14 protein-coding genes are annotated in these 16,652 nt (G+C 56.7%); 9 read left to right on the top strand and 5 right to left on the bottom strand.

The genetic code is table 11. The features are described 5' to 3' along the window. Positions 1 to 38 precede the first annotated feature (38 nt). From lolA to cysG, 4 genes are all read left to right on the top strand, one after another. Entirely contained in the window at positions 39 to 776 is a 738-nt protein-coding gene (lolA, locus tag ACH3PB_RS08415) for an outer membrane lipoprotein chaperone LolA (RefSeq protein ID WP_416399016.1), read from the top strand. Then, positions 777 to 1,241, top strand: a complete 465-nt coding sequence (locus tag ACH3PB_RS08410) for a fluoride efflux transporter FluC (protein ID WP_416399015.1) — start codon at positions 777 to 779, stop codon at positions 1,239 to 1,241. 61 nt (positions 1,242 to 1,302) lie between these two features. Then, positions 1,303 to 2,598 (top strand): serine--tRNA ligase, encoded by a 1,296-nt coding sequence (gene serS, locus ACH3PB_RS08405; protein ID WP_416399014.1) that lies wholly within the window; start codon positions 1,303 to 1,305, stop codon positions 2,596 to 2,598. Between the two features lies 1 nt (position 2,599). Continuing rightward, the gene (gene cysG / locus ACH3PB_RS08400) at positions 2,600 to 3,985 is read left to right on the top strand and encodes a siroheme synthase CysG (RefSeq protein WP_416399431.1); all 1,386 of its coding nucleotides are present in this window, start codon (positions 2,600 to 2,602) and stop codon (positions 3,983 to 3,985) included. Here cysG and ACH3PB_RS08395 read toward each other — a convergent pair. After that, positions 3,930 to 5,030: a 3-deoxy-7-phosphoheptulonate synthase gene (locus tag ACH3PB_RS08395; protein WP_416399013.1), complete on the bottom strand. Its 1,101-nt coding sequence runs from the start codon at positions 5,028 to 5,030 to the stop codon at positions 3,930 to 3,932. The two genes, cysG and ACH3PB_RS08395, sit on opposite strands and share 56 nt — an antisense overlap. Positions 5,031 to 5,334: 304 nt before the next feature. Here ACH3PB_RS08395 and ACH3PB_RS08390 point away from each other — a divergent pair, with 304 nt between their 5' ends. Further along, on the top strand, positions 5,335 to 6,027 hold the full coding sequence (locus ACH3PB_RS08390; protein WP_416399012.1) for an HAD family hydrolase: 693 nt from the start codon (positions 5,335 to 5,337) through the stop codon (positions 6,025 to 6,027). Next, positions 6,024 to 6,305, top strand: a complete 282-nt coding sequence (locus ACH3PB_RS08385) for a hypothetical protein (protein WP_416399011.1) — start codon at positions 6,024 to 6,026, stop codon at positions 6,303 to 6,305. Before ACH3PB_RS08390 ends, ACH3PB_RS08385 begins: the two co-directional genes overlap by 4 nt. Positions 6,306 to 6,362: 57 nt before the next feature. On the opposite strand, the gene ACH3PB_RS08380 is transcribed toward ACH3PB_RS08385, so the two are convergent. From ACH3PB_RS08380 to ACH3PB_RS08365, 4 genes are all read right to left on the bottom strand, one after another. Next, a complete protein-coding gene (locus ACH3PB_RS08380; protein ID WP_416399010.1) occupies positions 6,363 to 6,776 on the bottom strand; it encodes a VOC family protein in 414 nt (137 codons plus the stop codon). A gap of 18 nt (positions 6,777 to 6,794) precedes the next feature. After that, entirely contained in the window at positions 6,795 to 8,045 is a 1,251-nt protein-coding gene (locus ACH3PB_RS08375) for a DUF418 domain-containing protein (RefSeq protein ID WP_416399009.1), read from the bottom strand. A 23-nt stretch (positions 8,046 to 8,068) separates the two neighbouring features. After that, positions 8,069 to 8,797 (bottom strand): YebC/PmpR family DNA-binding transcriptional regulator, encoded by a 729-nt coding sequence (locus ACH3PB_RS08370; RefSeq protein ID WP_416399008.1) that lies wholly within the window; start codon positions 8,795 to 8,797, stop codon positions 8,069 to 8,071. Between the two features lie 197 nt (positions 8,798 to 8,994). Beyond that, positions 8,995 to 10,125 (bottom strand): HD-GYP domain-containing protein, encoded by a 1,131-nt coding sequence (locus ACH3PB_RS08365; RefSeq protein ID WP_416399007.1) that lies wholly within the window; start codon positions 10,123 to 10,125, stop codon positions 8,995 to 8,997. Between the two features lie 232 nt (positions 10,126 to 10,357). Between ACH3PB_RS08365 and ACH3PB_RS08360 the strand changes: the two genes are divergently transcribed. From ACH3PB_RS08360 to ACH3PB_RS08350, 3 genes are all read left to right on the top strand, one after another. After that, on the top strand, positions 10,358 to 11,476 hold the full coding sequence (locus ACH3PB_RS08360) for a DUF2855 family protein (RefSeq protein WP_416399006.1): 1,119 nt from the start codon (positions 10,358 to 10,360) through the stop codon (positions 11,474 to 11,476). Between the two features lie 43 nt (positions 11,477 to 11,519). Beyond that, positions 11,520 to 14,207: an ATP-binding protein gene (locus ACH3PB_RS08355; RefSeq protein ID WP_416399005.1), complete on the top strand. Its 2,688-nt coding sequence runs from the start codon at positions 11,520 to 11,522 to the stop codon at positions 14,205 to 14,207. A gap of 123 nt (positions 14,208 to 14,330) precedes the next feature. Then, the gene (locus tag ACH3PB_RS08350) at positions 14,331 to 16,610 is read left to right on the top strand and encodes an FdhF/YdeP family oxidoreductase (RefSeq protein WP_416399004.1); all 2,280 of its coding nucleotides are present in this window, start codon (positions 14,331 to 14,333) and stop codon (positions 16,608 to 16,610) included. The last annotated feature ends 42 nt before the right edge of the window (positions 16,611 to 16,652 follow it).

Raw genomic sequence — 16,652 nt, 5'->3', positions numbered from 1 at the left:
CTGTCGATTATCAGCTTTCATACAAACAGGGACCTGCAATGACAATGAATAGAATCTTGCGAACTGGTCGGGTGCTGCTGCTTGGTCTGCTGGCCTTGCCATTGCTGGCTACGGCGGCTGATGAGGCTGGCGTGCCGGAGGCGGTGAGACAGTTGCAGAAGGGATCACCGGAAGCCGATCTGCAATTCGAAGCCGCCCCAGGGGAGGCTCTGAAGGAGCTGGTGCAACTGCTCAAGCCACTCGACACGCTAAGCGCTGAATTCACTCAGCGCGTATTTTCGCAAAACGGCAATGCCATGCAGAGTGTCGAAGGCAGTTTCAAGGCAAGACGGCCTGGGCATTTTTACTGGAAGACGGATCCCCCATCTGCCCAGACGCTTGTCACCGATGGCGATTTTATCTGGCTCTACGACCCGGATCTGGAGCAGGTCACCGTGCAGAAGATGTCTGGCGAAATTCAGACGACCCCAGCCCTCCTGTTCAGTGGCGAGGTGGCAGCCATTGATGAGCATTATACGGTCAGCCTTGTTGTGACTGGTGACAAGGATCCTGATGAATTCCGTATGTTCGAGCTCAAGCCGAAAGCGAAGGAGTCGCTGTTTGAGACCTTACGGATCAGTTTTCTGGAGGGCAAGCCAGTTGCCTTGCTTATCCAGGACGGACTGGGGCAGTTCACCGTGCTGGAGCTGCGTTCGGTGAAGGTCAACCCTGCAATTGAGGGCAGTGTGTTCAAGTTTGAAGTGCCTGACGGCGTCGACGTGATCAAGGATTTCTAGGTGAATTTCTCGCTGCTGCTGGCTGTCGCAACCGGTGGCGCCCTTGGTGCCGTAGCCAGATACGCGGGCGGTAGTTACATCATCGGAAGGTTCGGTCCCAACTGGCCGCTACCAACCTTTACCATCAACGTTCTCGGCTCGGCACTGATGGGTGTGTGTCTGGCAGTCCTCTTGGCCTGGACTACCGCGCGTACCGGTGCGTCGATGAGTCCAGCCTCGGTTTCGACGAGTCCTTCGGGCATCTGGTTGAATCCGGAGCAGTTCCGAGCGTTCGTCATGATCGGCTTTTTAGGCGCTTTCACGACTTTTTCCACCTTCTCCATGGAGGTGGTGAATCTTCTGGAAGCTGGGCGCGTCGCAATCGCATTGTTTTATGCTGGCGGCAGTCTCGTCTTTGGCTGTCTCGCCTTTGCTGGTGGCTATATGTTCACCAGGCTGCTGGTACAATCGTTCACGCAGGCTTGATGCGATATCATTCACCTGATTACTTATTCTTTTCATTGTTCGGATAACGGATTTCTCCCACATGCTTGACCCAAAACTGCTGCGGCAGGACATCGACAGCGTCGCAGGCGCACTGGCCAAAAAAAACTTCAAGCTCGACGTAGATCGATTCCAGGCCCTTGAGGCCGAACGCAAGACACTGCAGGTCGACACGGAGCAATTACAGAGCGAGCGTAACGCGACTTCAAAGCAGATCGGCCAGGCCAAGGCGAAAGGGGAAGATACCTCAGCCATCATGGCTGCAGTAGCCGGTTTGGGCGAACGTCTGGACGAGAAGAAAAAAGCGCTGACAGTGCTTCAGGAAGAACTCGATGCCATGCTCGCAGGCATTCCGAATCTGCCTGATGACTCCGTGCCCGAAGGCAGGGACGAATCTGACAATCAGGAGGTTCTGCGCTGGGGCGAGCTGCCGCAGTTCGATTTCGAGCCCAGGGAGCACCATGTGCTCGCCGGCGAAAACGCTGCACTACATGGGCAGATGGACTTTGCCGCTGCCGCAGCACTGTCTGGCAGCCGTTTCGTTGTGCTTCGTGCTGATATTGCCCGGCTTCATCGTGCACTCGCTCAGTTCATGCTCAACACTCAGGTTGACAAGCATGGCTATCAGGAGGTCATCGTGCCCCTGCTGGTTCATGAAGCCGCCTTGATGGGAACCGGCCAGCTGCCAAAGTTCGCCGATGACCTCTTCCGGATTCCCGGCGACCGTGACTTCTATCTGATTCCCACTGCAGAAGTGCCGCTCACCAATCTGGTCAGCCAGCAGATCGTCGACGCCGACGCGCTGCCACTGAAGTTCGTTGCACACTCGAACTGCTTCCGCAGTGAAGCCGGTGCCTACGGCCGTGACGTCAGTGGCATGATTCGCCAGCATCAGTTCGAGAAGGTCGAGCTGGTTCAGATCACCAGGCCTGAAGACAGCGATGCCGCGCTCGAAGCCATGACCGGTCACGCTGAAGCGATCCTCCGTGCGCTGGCGCTGCCGTACCGCAAGGTGCTGCTATGCGGCGGAGATATCGGCTTCTCAGCGGCCAAGACCTATGATCTCGAAGTCTGGCTCCCTGGTCAGAATGCCTATCGCGAGATTTCTTCGGTCAGTAATACGCGTGACTTTCAGGCGCGGCGGATGCAGGCGCGATGGCGTGCGCAGGCCGGTGCAAAGCCGGAGCTCGTGCATACCCTCAATGGCTCAGGGCTCGCCGTTGGCCGCACCCTGATCGCTGTGATGGAAAATTATCAAGAGGCTGACGGCAGCATTCGTATTCCTGAAGTACTGCGGCCATGGTTTGGTGAGCGCACCCACATCGGGTCTCTTGCCTGACATGAGCCAGACTGCCGACTGGCCCCTGTTGCCGCTTGCTCTACGCCTCGAAGGGGCCAGCTGTCTTGTCGTAGGTGAGACAGTCCAGGCCGAGCGAAAGTGCGAGTTGCTGGTAAAGGCCGGAGCTGATATCCGGAGGATGGGCGCTGAGGAGTTCGTAAAGACATCCAGTAGCGGTTCACTTGCTACTGCGCTCGAGAACGTCATGCTCGTCGTCTCTGCTACTGGTGATACGGCAACTGATGAAGCCGTCGCGGCTGAGGCTCATGCCATTGGTGTCTTCGTCAATGTCGCAGAGAACCGTCTGCTGAGTTCAGCCATTTTCCCATCCATCGTCGATCGCTCTCCCTTGCTCATCGCTGTCTCGAGCGGTGGAGAGGCCCCGGTCCTCACACGTCTCATCAGGAATCGTCTCGAAGCGTTCCTGCCTGCAAGACTGGGACATCTCGCGCAGTTGGCCAGTTCGCTAAGAGAGCGCGTGAAAGCGAAGCTGACAAATATCAATCAGCGCCGCCGTTATTGGGAGTCAGTACTGGAAGGCCAGGTGCCAGACCTGGTCTACAGTGGCGCAGAGGACAAGGCTCGAGCACGCATGCTCGAAGTGCTCGATGCAGCCGATGATATCGACAGTGGCGGTGAAGTCTATCTCGTGGGCGCCGGCCCCGGCGATCCGGATCTGTTGACCTTCAGGGCCCTGCGGTTGATGAGGCAGGCTGACGTCGTGCTCTACGACCGCCTGGTATCGCCACAGATCCTCGATCTGGTCAGGCGCGATGCCGAACGCATCGATGTCGGTAAGGCGCGTTCGCAGCATACGGTGCCGCAGGAAGAAATCAATGAGATGCTGGCGCGTCTGGCGCTCGAGGGCAAACGGGTACTGCGTCTGAAGGGTGGGGACCCGTTCATTTTTGGTCGGGGCGGTGAGGAAATCGATCTGCTGGCATCGAAGGGCGTGCCCTTTCAGGTCGTGCCTGGTATCACTGCGGCCTCAGGCTGCGCAGCTTACTCGGGTATCCCGCTTACCCACCGTGACCATTCCCAGTCGGTGCGCTTTATCACCGCACACCTGAAAAACAACACCAGCGATCTGCCGTGGTTCGAGCTGGTGAGGCCGCGGCAGACGCTGGTGTTCTATATGGGGCTTGCGGCGCTGCCGCTGATCGCAAGGGAACTGGTCGCACATGGCATGGCGGGCGATATGCCTGCGGCTATCGTGTCGAAGGGAACGCTGCCGGAGCAGCGCGTACTGACGAGCACGATCTCTGAGTTGGCGGCCCTGGTGGCCGCCGAGGAAATACCAGGCCCCACGATCATCATCGTGGGGACGGTGGTCAGGCTCCGTGACCAGCTGGCCTGGCAGACAGACGCTCTCGACGCTGCTTCATGATCGGCTGCAGCTTCTGATCCATCTCCAGGATCGCCTTCTCGGTGGTTTCCCAATCGATACAGGCATCAGTCACTGACACACCGTACTTCAGGTCAGCCAGGTTTGCAGGGATAGGCTGGTTGCCCCAGTTGATGTGACTTTCAACCATCACGCCGATGATGGACTCGTTGCCTTCGGCAATCTGACGGCTGATATCCTGCAGCACCAGTGGCTGTATGCCAGGGTCCTTGCTTGAGTTGGCATGGCTGCAATCGATCATGATCGCCTTGCGCAGCTTGGCATTCTCCAGCTCCTTCTCGCACAGCTTTACGGACACAGAATCGTAGTTCGGTTGTCCGCCGCCGCCTCGAAGCACCACGTGACCGTAGCGGTTGCCCTTGGTCTTGATGATGGCAACATTACCTTCGTTGTCGATGCCCAGGAATGCGTGGGGATGCGCGACTGATTTCATGGCGTTGACCGCCACGGTCAGGCTGCCATCCGTGCCATTCTTGAAACCGATAGGCATCGAAAGGCCACTGCTCATTTCCCGGTGGGTCTGCGACTCAGTAGTCCGCGCACCGATCGCTGACCAGGCAATGGTATCCTGCAGGTACTGCGGTGAAATCGGATCGAGTGCTTCTGTCGCGGTCGGCAGACCCATTTCGCAGAGCTCCAGCAGCAGACCGCGACCCAGACGCAGACCCTCTTCGATTTCGAACGAGTCGTTCATATGAGGGTCGTTGATCAGGCCTTTCCAACCCACTGTTGTCCGTGGCTTCTCAAAATAGACCCGCATGACCAGAACCAGTGTTTCGTCGACCTTTTCGGCCAGACCTTTAAGGCGTCTGGCATAGTCGCGGGCGGCCTCGAGATCATGGATGGAGCAGGGGCCGATTACGACGAAAAGGCGTGGGTCCTCGCCATCCAGAATATTCTGGATAGTACGGCGACCTGTATAGACGGTCTCCGCAGCCTTTTCACTCAGCGGCAATTCGGATTTAAGTTGTTCTGGTGTGATAAGCACCGTCTGGCTTTCAACGTTGACGTTGTGAATCTGGTTCATGGCTGCAAACTGCTATGTTGTTCTTTGGAGGCTGTCTTGAGCGACATTCGGGGTCGTTCCCTGCCAGCAGTTTTGGCCAGGGGTTCTGGTCAGCAGTTCTGGCTGGTCTCGCCGAGCAGGGAAGCGTCAATAAGTGTGCTGCAAACCAGCGGCTAAATCAATCGGCGATGCAGGACCGACGGTGCTGCAGTCGGGAAAAGCGCCAATGGCACTACGTTTACAATACGCGAAGCTGTAAAGTCTGCCGTATACCCATTGCAGCAGGCCATGCCTCTCTCTATATGCCTCTTTACCAGGACATCACATGCCAACCATTGAGCTCCTCATCAGCGACTGTGACGGCGTCATCGTCGACAGTGAAATCCTTACTCATCGTATTCTGGTGGACGCCTTGAGCGTCTATGTCCGGCGCGATGAACTCGATGCAGCGCTGGAGGGCACCTTCGGTCTTATGGTGCCCGATATCATCACGCTCATCGAGAAGCGCTTCGATCTGGAGGTGCCGGCGGATTTCGACAGCAAACTGAGGGAGCGGACCGAGGCCTTGCTGGCCACCGATGTTCAGGCCATTCCAGGGGCGAGGGATGCGCTGATGACGATTGATCTCCCGCTGGCTGTGGCCTCGAACAGTCGCCGCCATAATCTGGCGTCCTCAATCGATCGAGCCGGCCTGACTGAGCGTGTGGCCGGCAATCTGTTCAGCTCGGACATGGTGCCGAACCCGAAGCCAGCGCCTGACGTCTATCTTCTCGCTGCTGAAACCATGGGCGTGCCGCCAGGGCACTGTCTCGTCGTTGAAGACAGTCCGACTGGTGTACTCGCTGCGCGCAGAGCCGGTATGCGAGTGATCGGTTTTACGGGCGCCAGCCACATACCGCCGGGGCATGATGCAGTACTTCGTGAGCTCGGGGTCACTGCGGTGATCAACGACATGCGCGAGCTGCCAGCCACAGTTACCGCTATAATGGCCGGCCAATCAGCGAGCGCGGGCAAATGAATCTCGAGAAATCGCACAAGAGAATAGCAAAGCAGGTCAGGAAGGGGTTTCAGGGTTATCCACTCATCAGTATCACCTATCACGGCCCAAGCGATTCTCTGGCGACCAAGGTCGTCGTGGGTTTCACCGCCGAGGAAGATGCGGAAATGATGACCGAAACCTTCAGTACTCAGAGCGATATCCGTGAGGACGTGGCCGTGCAGACGACGATCATAAAGATCATTGATCGCTCCGGCGCAAAGTCTGTGTCCATGGATGATGGCGTCCAGCCGCTCTAAGTGCGCGCGGGCCTCGGCCAGGTCGCCACTGACATACCCGGCGCCCTGGTTCGATCATCAGGATTTGAAGACTTCATCGCCCCTGGCATAGGCCTTGATCTCGATCGGGTTGCCCGAGGGGTCACGGAAAAACATCGTGCTCTGCTCGCCAGGCAGGCCTTCAAACCGGGTCGTGGGCTCAAGAACGAACTTCATCCCTCGCGATCGAAGCCGTTCAGCGAGCGCTGTCCAATCCTGCTTTTCAAGCACCAGCCCGAGGTGGGGCATTGGCACCATATGTTCGCCCACGCGTCCGGTGTCGGCAGTGCGGAACGGCTCGCCGAGATGCAATGAAATCTGATGGCCGAAGAAGTCGAAGTCGACCCAGGTCTCGGTGCTCCGACCCTCCTCACAACCCAGAAGCTCGCCATAGAACGCCCTGGACTCGTCGAGACTGGTGACGTTATAGGCAAGGTGGAATATCGAGCGCATATCTGTTCTCCTGGAGATTCACGAGTGCGGGTGTCTGAGCAATGGTTGCAGCCTGAAGTAGGTCAGTGTTCGCCACAGCCACTCAACCGGGCCTTGCATAAAATACCTGAGCCAGATAATCGAGAACAGGATCTGAACGCACCAGAGCCCCGCTATAATCGGCAGCAGCTCGAGCCGTGAGAGTGAGCCATAGAGCCCCAGGCCATAGCCGTAGAAAATGAGAGCACAAATTAGCGACTGCATCAGATAATTCGTCAGCGCCATGCGACCTACGGCGGCCAGGGCCTTGGTCACAGCTGATGCCATCAGGTATCGCAGCGCCAATATGATCAGTGCGGCGTAGGCCACCGTCATGAGCACCGCACCCAGGCTCTGCGGAATCGTGCCGAAGGCGTACCAGGCATCCATGCTCCACCGCTGGGCATAGTTCCACCACAGTCCGAACGCTGTTATGGCCAGACCGGCAGCGAGACCAATGCCAGCAATCCACCTGTAGTCCCGGGTGCTTCGCCAGCCCTGCAGGACCCCCAGTTTGTACAGCGCCATTCCCAGGCACATCATTCCAAAAACCCTTACCAGCAAGGCCAGACCCAGGGTTGCCCATATGAGGTCCGCATCGTGCTCGCTACTACTGACATCAGGTGCCAGTGCACCCCGCGCAGCAGCAACGGTGTCTTCATAGCTACCCAGATAGGTGGCTCGCTGTTCCGCAATCTGCGACATGTCAGGCTGAAACCAGGCCTGCAGATCCTGGCGTCCTTCAGTACCAATGCTGGCCTCGCTGATATCAGGAAAGTAGCTGAGATACAGCGAGACATTGATGGCACAGGCGGCAATTGCCATGAGGCTCAATGCGTTGAGATGCCTGAACGGATACAGGAGCAGCGCCATCATGGCGTAGATCTGCAGTACATCGCCCTCCCAGAGGTACCAGGTGTGGGCAAGCCCGATGATCAGCAGCCAGAAGCTTCGACGATAGTGGATAGCGGCCGGACTACGTCCGCGGGATTCCGACTTTTCCGCGAGCAGCAGCAGGCTGGCACCGAACAGCAGCGTGAACAGGCCCATGAACTTCTGGTCAGCGAAGAGGTAGAAGAAGCCGAACAGCAGCTCGTTCATATCGTGAGCCTCTCCCCAGGCCCACGGGTTCACGTAAGCGGCTGCAGGCATGGCGAAAACGATGATATTCATCGTCGGCAGGCCGAGCAGCGCGAGGCCCCTCAGCACATCGAGACTGGCTATTCTGGAGGGTGCATGGGGTTCAGTCACCGGTGGCCTGAACCCCAGGGTGGCTAATTGGATTCAGGCAATTCCGCATTGTGATACACGTTCTGCACGTCATCCAGCTCGTTGAGCATGTCGAGAAACTTCTCGAACATTGCCACGTCCTCGCCGGTCACTGGCGTGAGTGTCTGCGGTAGGAAATGGATATCGTCGGCTTCGTAGTCAATCGCTCCGAAAGCTTCCGCCAGCGCCTGTTTGGCGTTGTTGTAATCAGTGTGCGGCGTGAACACGGTGATCTTGCCGTTTTCACTCTCAATGTCGGTCACTTCGACATCGGCCATCATGAGGGCTTCTAGTACGGCGTCTTCATCTTCACCGGCAAAGGCGAGTACGGCGCAATGGTCGAACATGTGGCTGACACTGCCAGGCGTGCCGATCTTGCACTTGGTCTTGGTGAATGCCAGGCGAACGTCACCGAAAGTCCGGTTGGGGTTGTCTGTAAGGCAGTCGACGATGACCATGGTCTGGCCCGGGCCGTAGCCTTCATAGCGTGCTACGGCGTAGTCTTCGCCACCCACACCCTTGGCTTTGTCGATAGCCTTGTCGATCACGTGCGCAGGCACCTGATCCTTCTTCGCACGGTCGATGATGCTGCGCAGTGTCAGGTTGGCATCCGGGTCAGGGCTACCCGTTTTTGCCGTGACATAAATGGCGCGTGCGTACTTGCTGTAGACCTTGGTTTTTGCATCGGCCGTTTTGGCCATGGATTCTTTGCGGTTCTGGTAGGCTCTGCCCATACCGGTGTCCTGGAGCTGATTCGTGAAAGGCTGAGAGTTTACACGCAAGTGGGCTCTTGCCGATAGGCTGCAAGTTTGCGATTGATCAACTTACGCACTACGCTTTCTCTAACCCATTGGCAATACCCACAGCGTCCGCGAATCCTCCGCGCGCGTGTCGAATATCGGAAAGACTTCTGACTTCACATGAATTTCGATTAGGCCTGGTTGTAGCTCCAGAGCTCATCGAGGTTCAGTGTCGGTAAAACCTTGGGTACCACCACGCCGACTATCGTGAACTCCGCCTCCAGACTGTCACGTTTCAGACCGCCCATATAGGCATTGCCCTTGGCACTGACCACGGCCTGCATGAAGGGTGGCGCACCCTTGCGTTGTCGTGTGATAACCGCTGTTTCACCTGTTTGAATCGTAACCAGACTGCCCGGTGGAAAATCGCCCATGCCATCGAACAGGGCGTTATATACCGACTGATCAGGATCTTCGGCGTAGGCCTGAAGTATTTCGAGTCGGGCCTGGTCGCAGCAGTAACGGTCGCGGTATGCCCGCCTTGTTACCATCGCGGTATAACGCTCCGCCAACGCGAGCGCCTTGGCTTCGGGCAGAATTTCGTCGCCATTTAGCCCATTTGGATAGCCCGTGCCGTTAAACACCTCGTGGTGCTGCTCGATGATGCGGAGGTAGCGGGGCTGTTCGACCCCGGCAGTCTGAAGCGCAGCCACGCTCAGAAGTGGATGCTTGTTGATGATGGCCCGTTGGGCTTCGGTCAAGGCCAGCTTCGAATTGTTCAGCTTGTCCTGATGGGGCAGCAGCGCAATATTTGCGGACAGGGCTGCTGCAGCCAGAAGAATCGTGCGCTTTTCGATAAAGTTCAGGCGCTGGCCAATGATGCAGCAGAGAATGGCGTAGAACAGGACCTGCTCGTAGGCGGTGGGCTCGACCGAATAGATGTGAACAAGCGCTATGCAGGCGTCGGGATCGCTGGCGCACATGTCGGCGATGCGCTTGGCGAGAATCAGAATCTTCTGACTGGCCCGAGGATCCTTTACCAGCACTGAGTGAAGGCCAGCTTCAAGGTCTTCCAGCAGGGGGGCGTACTCTGCAAAGGGGCTGACCCTGCGGCCTTCCTGACGCTCTTCCGAGTTGTGGGCGCGGGCCGACTGCAGGGTTTTCTGAAACATGCCCCGCTTGTACAACAACTCAAGCTGATACTCGCTCTGGATGACATGGCCCTGACTCAGCAGGAAGCCACCTTGTTCGTCATATACCGGCCAAGGCAGAGGCTTGCCGACGTAGAGCGCGCCGGGAATGAGCTTTTTGAAATCTGCCATATAGTGACTGCTCGACTACTATCGTTCTAAAAACATGGCCCATAGGCGCGCAAATTAATGAATTAATCCAATCAAGTTAAGCACATATTGAGCAGACTGCGACTCTGTCCGGTTTGTCTTCACCGGTGATGCCGAAAGCCCTGAAACACATTCGCGCTGCTGGACAAGCCCACCCTACACCAGTGTATGGTGACCACCCAAGCTATCCGACAAACAAAAGGAGAGGTCTCGCATGGCACAATTCCAGATCAACAAGGGGCGGTTTACCAGCAGCCGCATAGTCGCGACTGATACTGCGGCTGAAATAGAGTCACTGCAGGATGGCGACGTTGTCGTTGCCATCGATCGTTTTGCCTTCACCGCAAATAATGTGACCTATGCGGTAGCGGGCGATCAGCTCGGGTACTGGCAGTTCTTTCCGCCTGTACCCGCTGAAGCCGGTGAGGATGCGTCTGGCTGGGGCGTCATCCCGGTGTGGGGATTTGCCGATGTGGTGGCTTCCCGTAACGAGGCGGTGCCAGTTGGCGACCGCCTTTTCGGCTACTTTCCGCCGGCAAGTACACTGCGGATGACACCTGTGCGCGTAGGTGACACCCGACTCATCGACGGTTCGCCGCACCGCGCCAAGCTACCCCCAGCCTATAACAGTTACAGCCGAGTCAATAACGAACCAGGCTACACGAGCAGCTTCGACGACCAGCGCATGCTGCTCTGGCCCCTGCACATCACATCCTACTGCCTTTGGGACATGCTCCAGGAACAGGACTGGTTCGGTGCTGAGCAGATCGTGATCCTGAGTGCCTCGAGCAAGACGAGCATAGGGCTCGCTTACGCCCTGGCCAGCGACGACTCGGCCCCGGATGTTATCGCTGTGACATCACCCCGAAACATGAATTTTGTCGAAAGTCTTGGCCTGTATGCACACTCGCATACGTATGACGAACTCGCTGCCATCGATGCCCGCGTACCCACAGTCATCGTCGACATGTCTGGCAGTGGCAAGGTACTGGGTCAGCTACATACGCATCTTGCCGATAATATGAAGCAATGCATCAATGTAGGCCTCACTCATTGGGACGAGGCGGTCCCGGGCCAAGGCATCATCAAGTCACGCAGTCAGCGCTTCTTCGCACCGAGCCATGTCCAGAAACGCATCAAGGACTGGGGCGCCGATGGCTTTGCGACGCGCTCGTCGGCCTTTCTGCGAGATAGCGCGGAGAAGAGCTGGAAGTGGATGAGACTTGCGACTATAGATGGACTCGACGGGCTTGCCGAAGTCTATCCCAAGGTCTGCGAGGGCTCGGTTGCCGCCGATGAGGGCATTATAGTTGTACTTGAGCAACAGACATGAGAAAAGAGCATCCGCTCGAACGATCTGGTAGTAGTGGTGACGCATGACCCTGAATGTTGATGATCTTGATTTTGAACGCTGTGAAGATGAGCCGATCCATATTCCCGAGTCCATTCAGGGCTACGGTTATCTATTCGCGCTCGATCGGGCCGAAGGCAAGATCAAGATCGTCAGCGAGAACGTCAGCGATCTACTGATAAGCAGTGATAACCTCATCGGCAGCAACTTCTTTGAGTTGCTGGATAGTGCAGAGGCAGTGTTTGATTTCCTCAAGGAAACCTACCATCGAGCCAAGCAGAAGGAGACCAGGCTGCCGGTAGAGGTCAAGTTCAAGCGATCGGTCATTTCCCCTGATCAGAGCACTGACTACTACGCCGTGGTTTACGACAGTGACGACCGTTTCGTCATCGAACTCGAGCCAGCCGCCGATTTCCGCGACTCCTATTCGGCAAAGCATTTCATCAAGCTGTATGCGCTTGGGGTCGCACCGAAATTCAAGAAGTTCGACAGCCTCGAAATCATGGCTCAGGAGATCGTCGATACGATCAAGTACGTGACCAACATGGATCGCATACTCCTCTACCGCTTTAACGACGATGCCTCTGGTCGAGTGATAGCCGAAGCCAAAGAGCCGGACATGGAGTCCTATCTCGATGTTTATTATCCGGCCTCGGACATCCCACCGCAGGCCAGGGAGCTGTACAAGAAGAATTGGGTCCGGCTCACACCCAATGTAGATCTCGAGCCTTCAAGGCTGCTGCCCACCGTTGTCGACAGTGGCCGCAAACCGCTGGATCTGACTCACTCGATTCTCAGAACACTTTCCCCGATACATCGTCAGTACATACGAAACCAGGGCTTGAAGGCTTCGATGTCAATGTCGCTTGTCACTCACGGCAATCTCTGGGGCATCATCTCCTGTCATAGCAGAGAGGCGACTTACATACCGCAGAACGTCCGGCTCGAATGCGAAATGATCTCCCAGTTATTCAGCTGGCACCTCTACGCCAAGGAGGAGGAGCTGTATTTTCGCAAGAAGGACAAGGCCGATCAGGCTATCAGTCGAATGCTGTCGATGGTGTCGAGCGAACTCTCGATCATCGATATCTTCAAGCAGCATGAGAGCGAAGTGCTGCAGATAATGGAGGCTGACGGCTTCGTCTTCTTTTCCGAGATCCAGGTTGTGGCGATCGGTGCCACGCCCGATCTCGAAGTAATCCAGGAAGTCTGTGCGCGCTTTAGTGATTCACAGCAGAAACCGTATGTGTCCTCTGATATCAGTGCTGACTTTGATGCGCCTGATCATCTCAATGGCATCAAGGGCGCGCTTTTCATGCCACTGGCGGAGAAGCAGAATTACTATACCGTCTGGTTCCGCAAAGAGGAGAAGCTGATCCAGAGATGGGCGGGCGTGCCAGACGAGAAAGCGGTGTCCAGTTCGAAACGGGAGCGACTGATGCCCAGGACGTCGTTCAAGGTTCACATCCGGGAAATCAGCGGAAAAAGCAAGAAGTGGGACCAGAACGATGTTGGCATGGCGGAGCGCTTCAATCGTGTCTTCATGGCCTATGCGCTCGAAACCCAGGAGCGGATGCACCGAAACCTGACCAATCTCGAAAAGCAGGATCGCCACAAGAACGAGTTTCTCGCCACCCTGGCGCACGAGCTACGCAATCCGCTTACGCCCATCAGCACGGGCATAGCCATACTCGAGCGCGAAGGTACCGAGGCCGTACGTGAGCGAGTAATCCAGACCATGACCCGTCAGGTCGATAGCATGACGAGAATGATCGACGATCTCATGGAGGTTTCCAGGGTCACCCAAGGAAAGATCAGACTGGACCTGCGCACGCTCGCCATTCAGGACGTGATTCGCGACGCGCTGGAAACCTGCGAAAGCCTGCTGAAGGAAAAGCAGCACACCATTGAAATGAAGATGCCGGACAGCGAGCTTTTCGTGACTGGTGACAATACGCGCCTGGGGCAGGTATTCGGCAACATTATTAACAATGCGGCGAAGTATACCGATGCCGGTGGCCGCATTCAGATTCGCGCACAGGCCGCCGGTGACACGGTATCGGTCAAGGTCATCGACAATGGTGTAGGTCTCGCGCCGGAAAGCACCGGGCTCATCTTTACCATGTTTACTCAGATGGACACGCATTCCAGTCGGGTCAAGGGCGGGCTTGGTATCGGGCTCACTCTGGTCCAGAAGCTGGTTGAGCTGCATGGCGGCCGAATTATTGCCCGCAGCGCTGGTATAGGGCAGGGTGCCGAGTTTGAAGTGCTGTTGCCGCAGTCGCAACTGGATCAGAACGCAGAATACAGCGGGCCGGTTGAGCTGGTCAAAGTCGCGACTAACCGCAACAGAATACTTGTCGTCGATGACAATGAAGACATCGCCGCCATGTATGAAATACTCCTGAATGCTGCAGGCTACGACACCAAGAGTGTGACGAGACCGCGTGATTCCATTGAGCTGTTCAAGCGCTTCAAACCCCATTTTGCGCTGCTGGATATCGGCATGCCGGATCTCAACGGTTATGAATTGTGTCGAATATTGTCTGCCTTACCTGAGGCAGAACATACCGTTTTCCTTTCCCAGTCTGGCTGGGGCAACAAGGAGGATGTCGCCAAGGCCTATGCCGCAGGCTTCAGGGAGCATATGGTCAAGCCGCTCAACAGCCAGGCTCTGCAACTGGTTCTGCAGAAGTATGCGCAGGAGACCTGAGCTTTTTCGTCTGGCGCCAATATGAAATGAAAACCCGCTCGTAAGATCTTCAACAAGTCTAGATGGATCAGCTCGCTTAGCAGTCAGCCTGGTCACCTCCCGCTTGATAAGGATGCCTACAGCATGAGCGACAAGAGCAAGACACAAGACGAAGATCTCCCATACTACGACCACCCAACCGGTGGGTGGGGTTCGGTCAAGAGCCTCGCCAAGATCATCGCCCGGTCCCGTCCCGACCCTGGCATCATGCAGACCCTCTGGCGCCAGAACAAGCCGGGTGGCCACATGTGCACCTCCTGCGCCTGGGCCAAGCCAGACAAGCCACACACCTTCGAGTTCTGTGAGAATGGCGCGAAGGCTACAGCATGGGATCTCACCAGCCATCGCTGCACTCCAGATTTTTTTGCCGAACATAGTGTCGAAGCGCTCAAGAGCTGGAGCGCCCATGACCTCGAAATGGCCGGCCGGCTTACGCACCCGATGCGTTACGATGCTGATAGCGATCACTATATCGAGACGACCTGGGAGGAGGCATTCGAGGGCATTGCTGCAGAATTGAAGCAACTCGATCCGAAATCAGTCGTGTTCTATACCTCAGGGCGAGCTGCGCTTGAAACATCTTACCTCTGGGCCTTGTTCGCCAGGCTCTACGGTCACAATAATCTGCCCGACAGCTCGAACATGTGTCACGAGACCACTTCGGTGGGTCTGAAGAAAGTCATTGGTTCTCCGGTAGGCACCTGCAAGCTCGAAGACTTCAATGAGTGCGACATGATCATGTTCTTCGGTCAGAACACCGGCAGTAACAGTCCAAGATTCCTGCACACCTTGCAGGCGGCAGCAAGACGCGGCTGTCACATCGTCACCTTCAATCCGGTTCGCGAGCGCGGACTCATCGGTTTCGCGAATCCGCAGAGCCCCATGCAGATGCTGACAAGCTCTCGCACCAAGATATCGGAGCATTATCTGCAGGTGAAACCCGGGGGCGATATCGCTGTGCTGGCCGGTCTCTGCAAGCGCGTTCTGGAACTTGAGGAAGAAAAAAATGGTGGCGTGTTGGACAAGGCCTTCATAGAAGAGCATACGACCGGCTTCGAGGCATTTGCGCAATCGATGCAGCAGACGAGCTGGGCAGATATCGAGCAGGCTTCTGGTTTGAAGCGGACCGACCTGGAGATCATCGCTGGCATGTACGCCAATGCGAAAAAGACCATCGGTATCTACGGCATGGGGCTCACTCAGCATGTCCATGGCTTCGTGAATCTGGCGATGTATGTGAACCTGCTACTGATGAAAGGCCATATTGGTCGCTTTGGTGCCGGCATCAGTCCGGTACGCGGTCACTCCAACGTACAGGGTCAGCGAACCGTAGGTATCTCGGAGAAACCGGAGCTGGTCCCGCTCGACAAGCTGGCCGAGATGTTCGACTTCGAACCCCCTCGGGACGAGGGCCGCACTACGGTAGAGGTGGTTCGCGGCGTCCTCGATGGTTCGGTCAAGGCCTTCCTGAGCCTGGGCGGCAATTTTGCCCGAGCGATTCCTGATCAGGGGCAGGCTGATCCAGCCTGGAAGGACCTCACGCTCAATGTCCAGATCGCTACCAAGCTCAACCGCTCGCATCTGCTGGTCGGCAGGAAGACCTGGCTGCTACCGTGCCTTGTCCGCTCCGAGGAAGATATGCAGGCGACGGGCCCACAAGCTGTCAGTATGGAAGATAGCCTCAGTAATATTTATGGCTCCGTTGGCAAACGAAAGCCGGCGGGCGAGCATGTAAAGTCGGAAATGGCCATTGTGGCCGGTCTGGCGAAGGCGACGCTGAAGCCGAACCCGAAGGTCAAGTGGGATGACTGGCTGGGCGACTATAGCCTCGTTCGGGATCTGATAGAAGAAACCTATCCTGACGACTTCAAGGATTTCAACGCCCGCATGTTCGAACCGGGCGGCTTCTATAGAGGTAATCCGGCCCGGGAACGGCAGTGGAAAACCGAATCAGGCAAGGCTGAGTTCACAGCACCCAAGGTGCTTACAGCGCTTGGTGAACTACCGGGGGAGGGCCAGTACACCATGATCACGCTGCGCTCCAACGACCAGTTCAACACCACGGTCTACGGTTACACCGACAGGCTGCGCGGACTTGAAGGCTCACGCTATATCGTTCTGATAAACCCGAAAGAAATGGCGGACGCGGGTTTGAGTGAGGGTCAGATGGTGACTCTCGAAAGCGCAGTGGACGACGGCGTGGAGCGACGGGTAGCTGATTTGAAGGTCACCGCTTACGACCTGCCGGATGGATGCGTGGCCACCTACTATCCCGAGGCGAATCCCCTCGTTCCGCTCGAATATCATGACCAGGAGTCCAAGACCCCGGCGTACAAGGGCGTACCTGTTCGCATAGTGGCCTAGCCTTACCACCAGGCCCGGTGGCTGCTGGCGAACAGCCCGGCC

Source organism: Allohahella sp. A8, assembly GCF_047946665.1.
In the GTDB taxonomy this organism is placed as follows: Bacteria; Pseudomonadota; Gammaproteobacteria; order Pseudomonadales; family Oleiphilaceae; genus Allohahella.
Note: the sequence above shows the minus strand (reverse complement) of the source record. Positions and strands in the feature narration are given on the sequence as shown.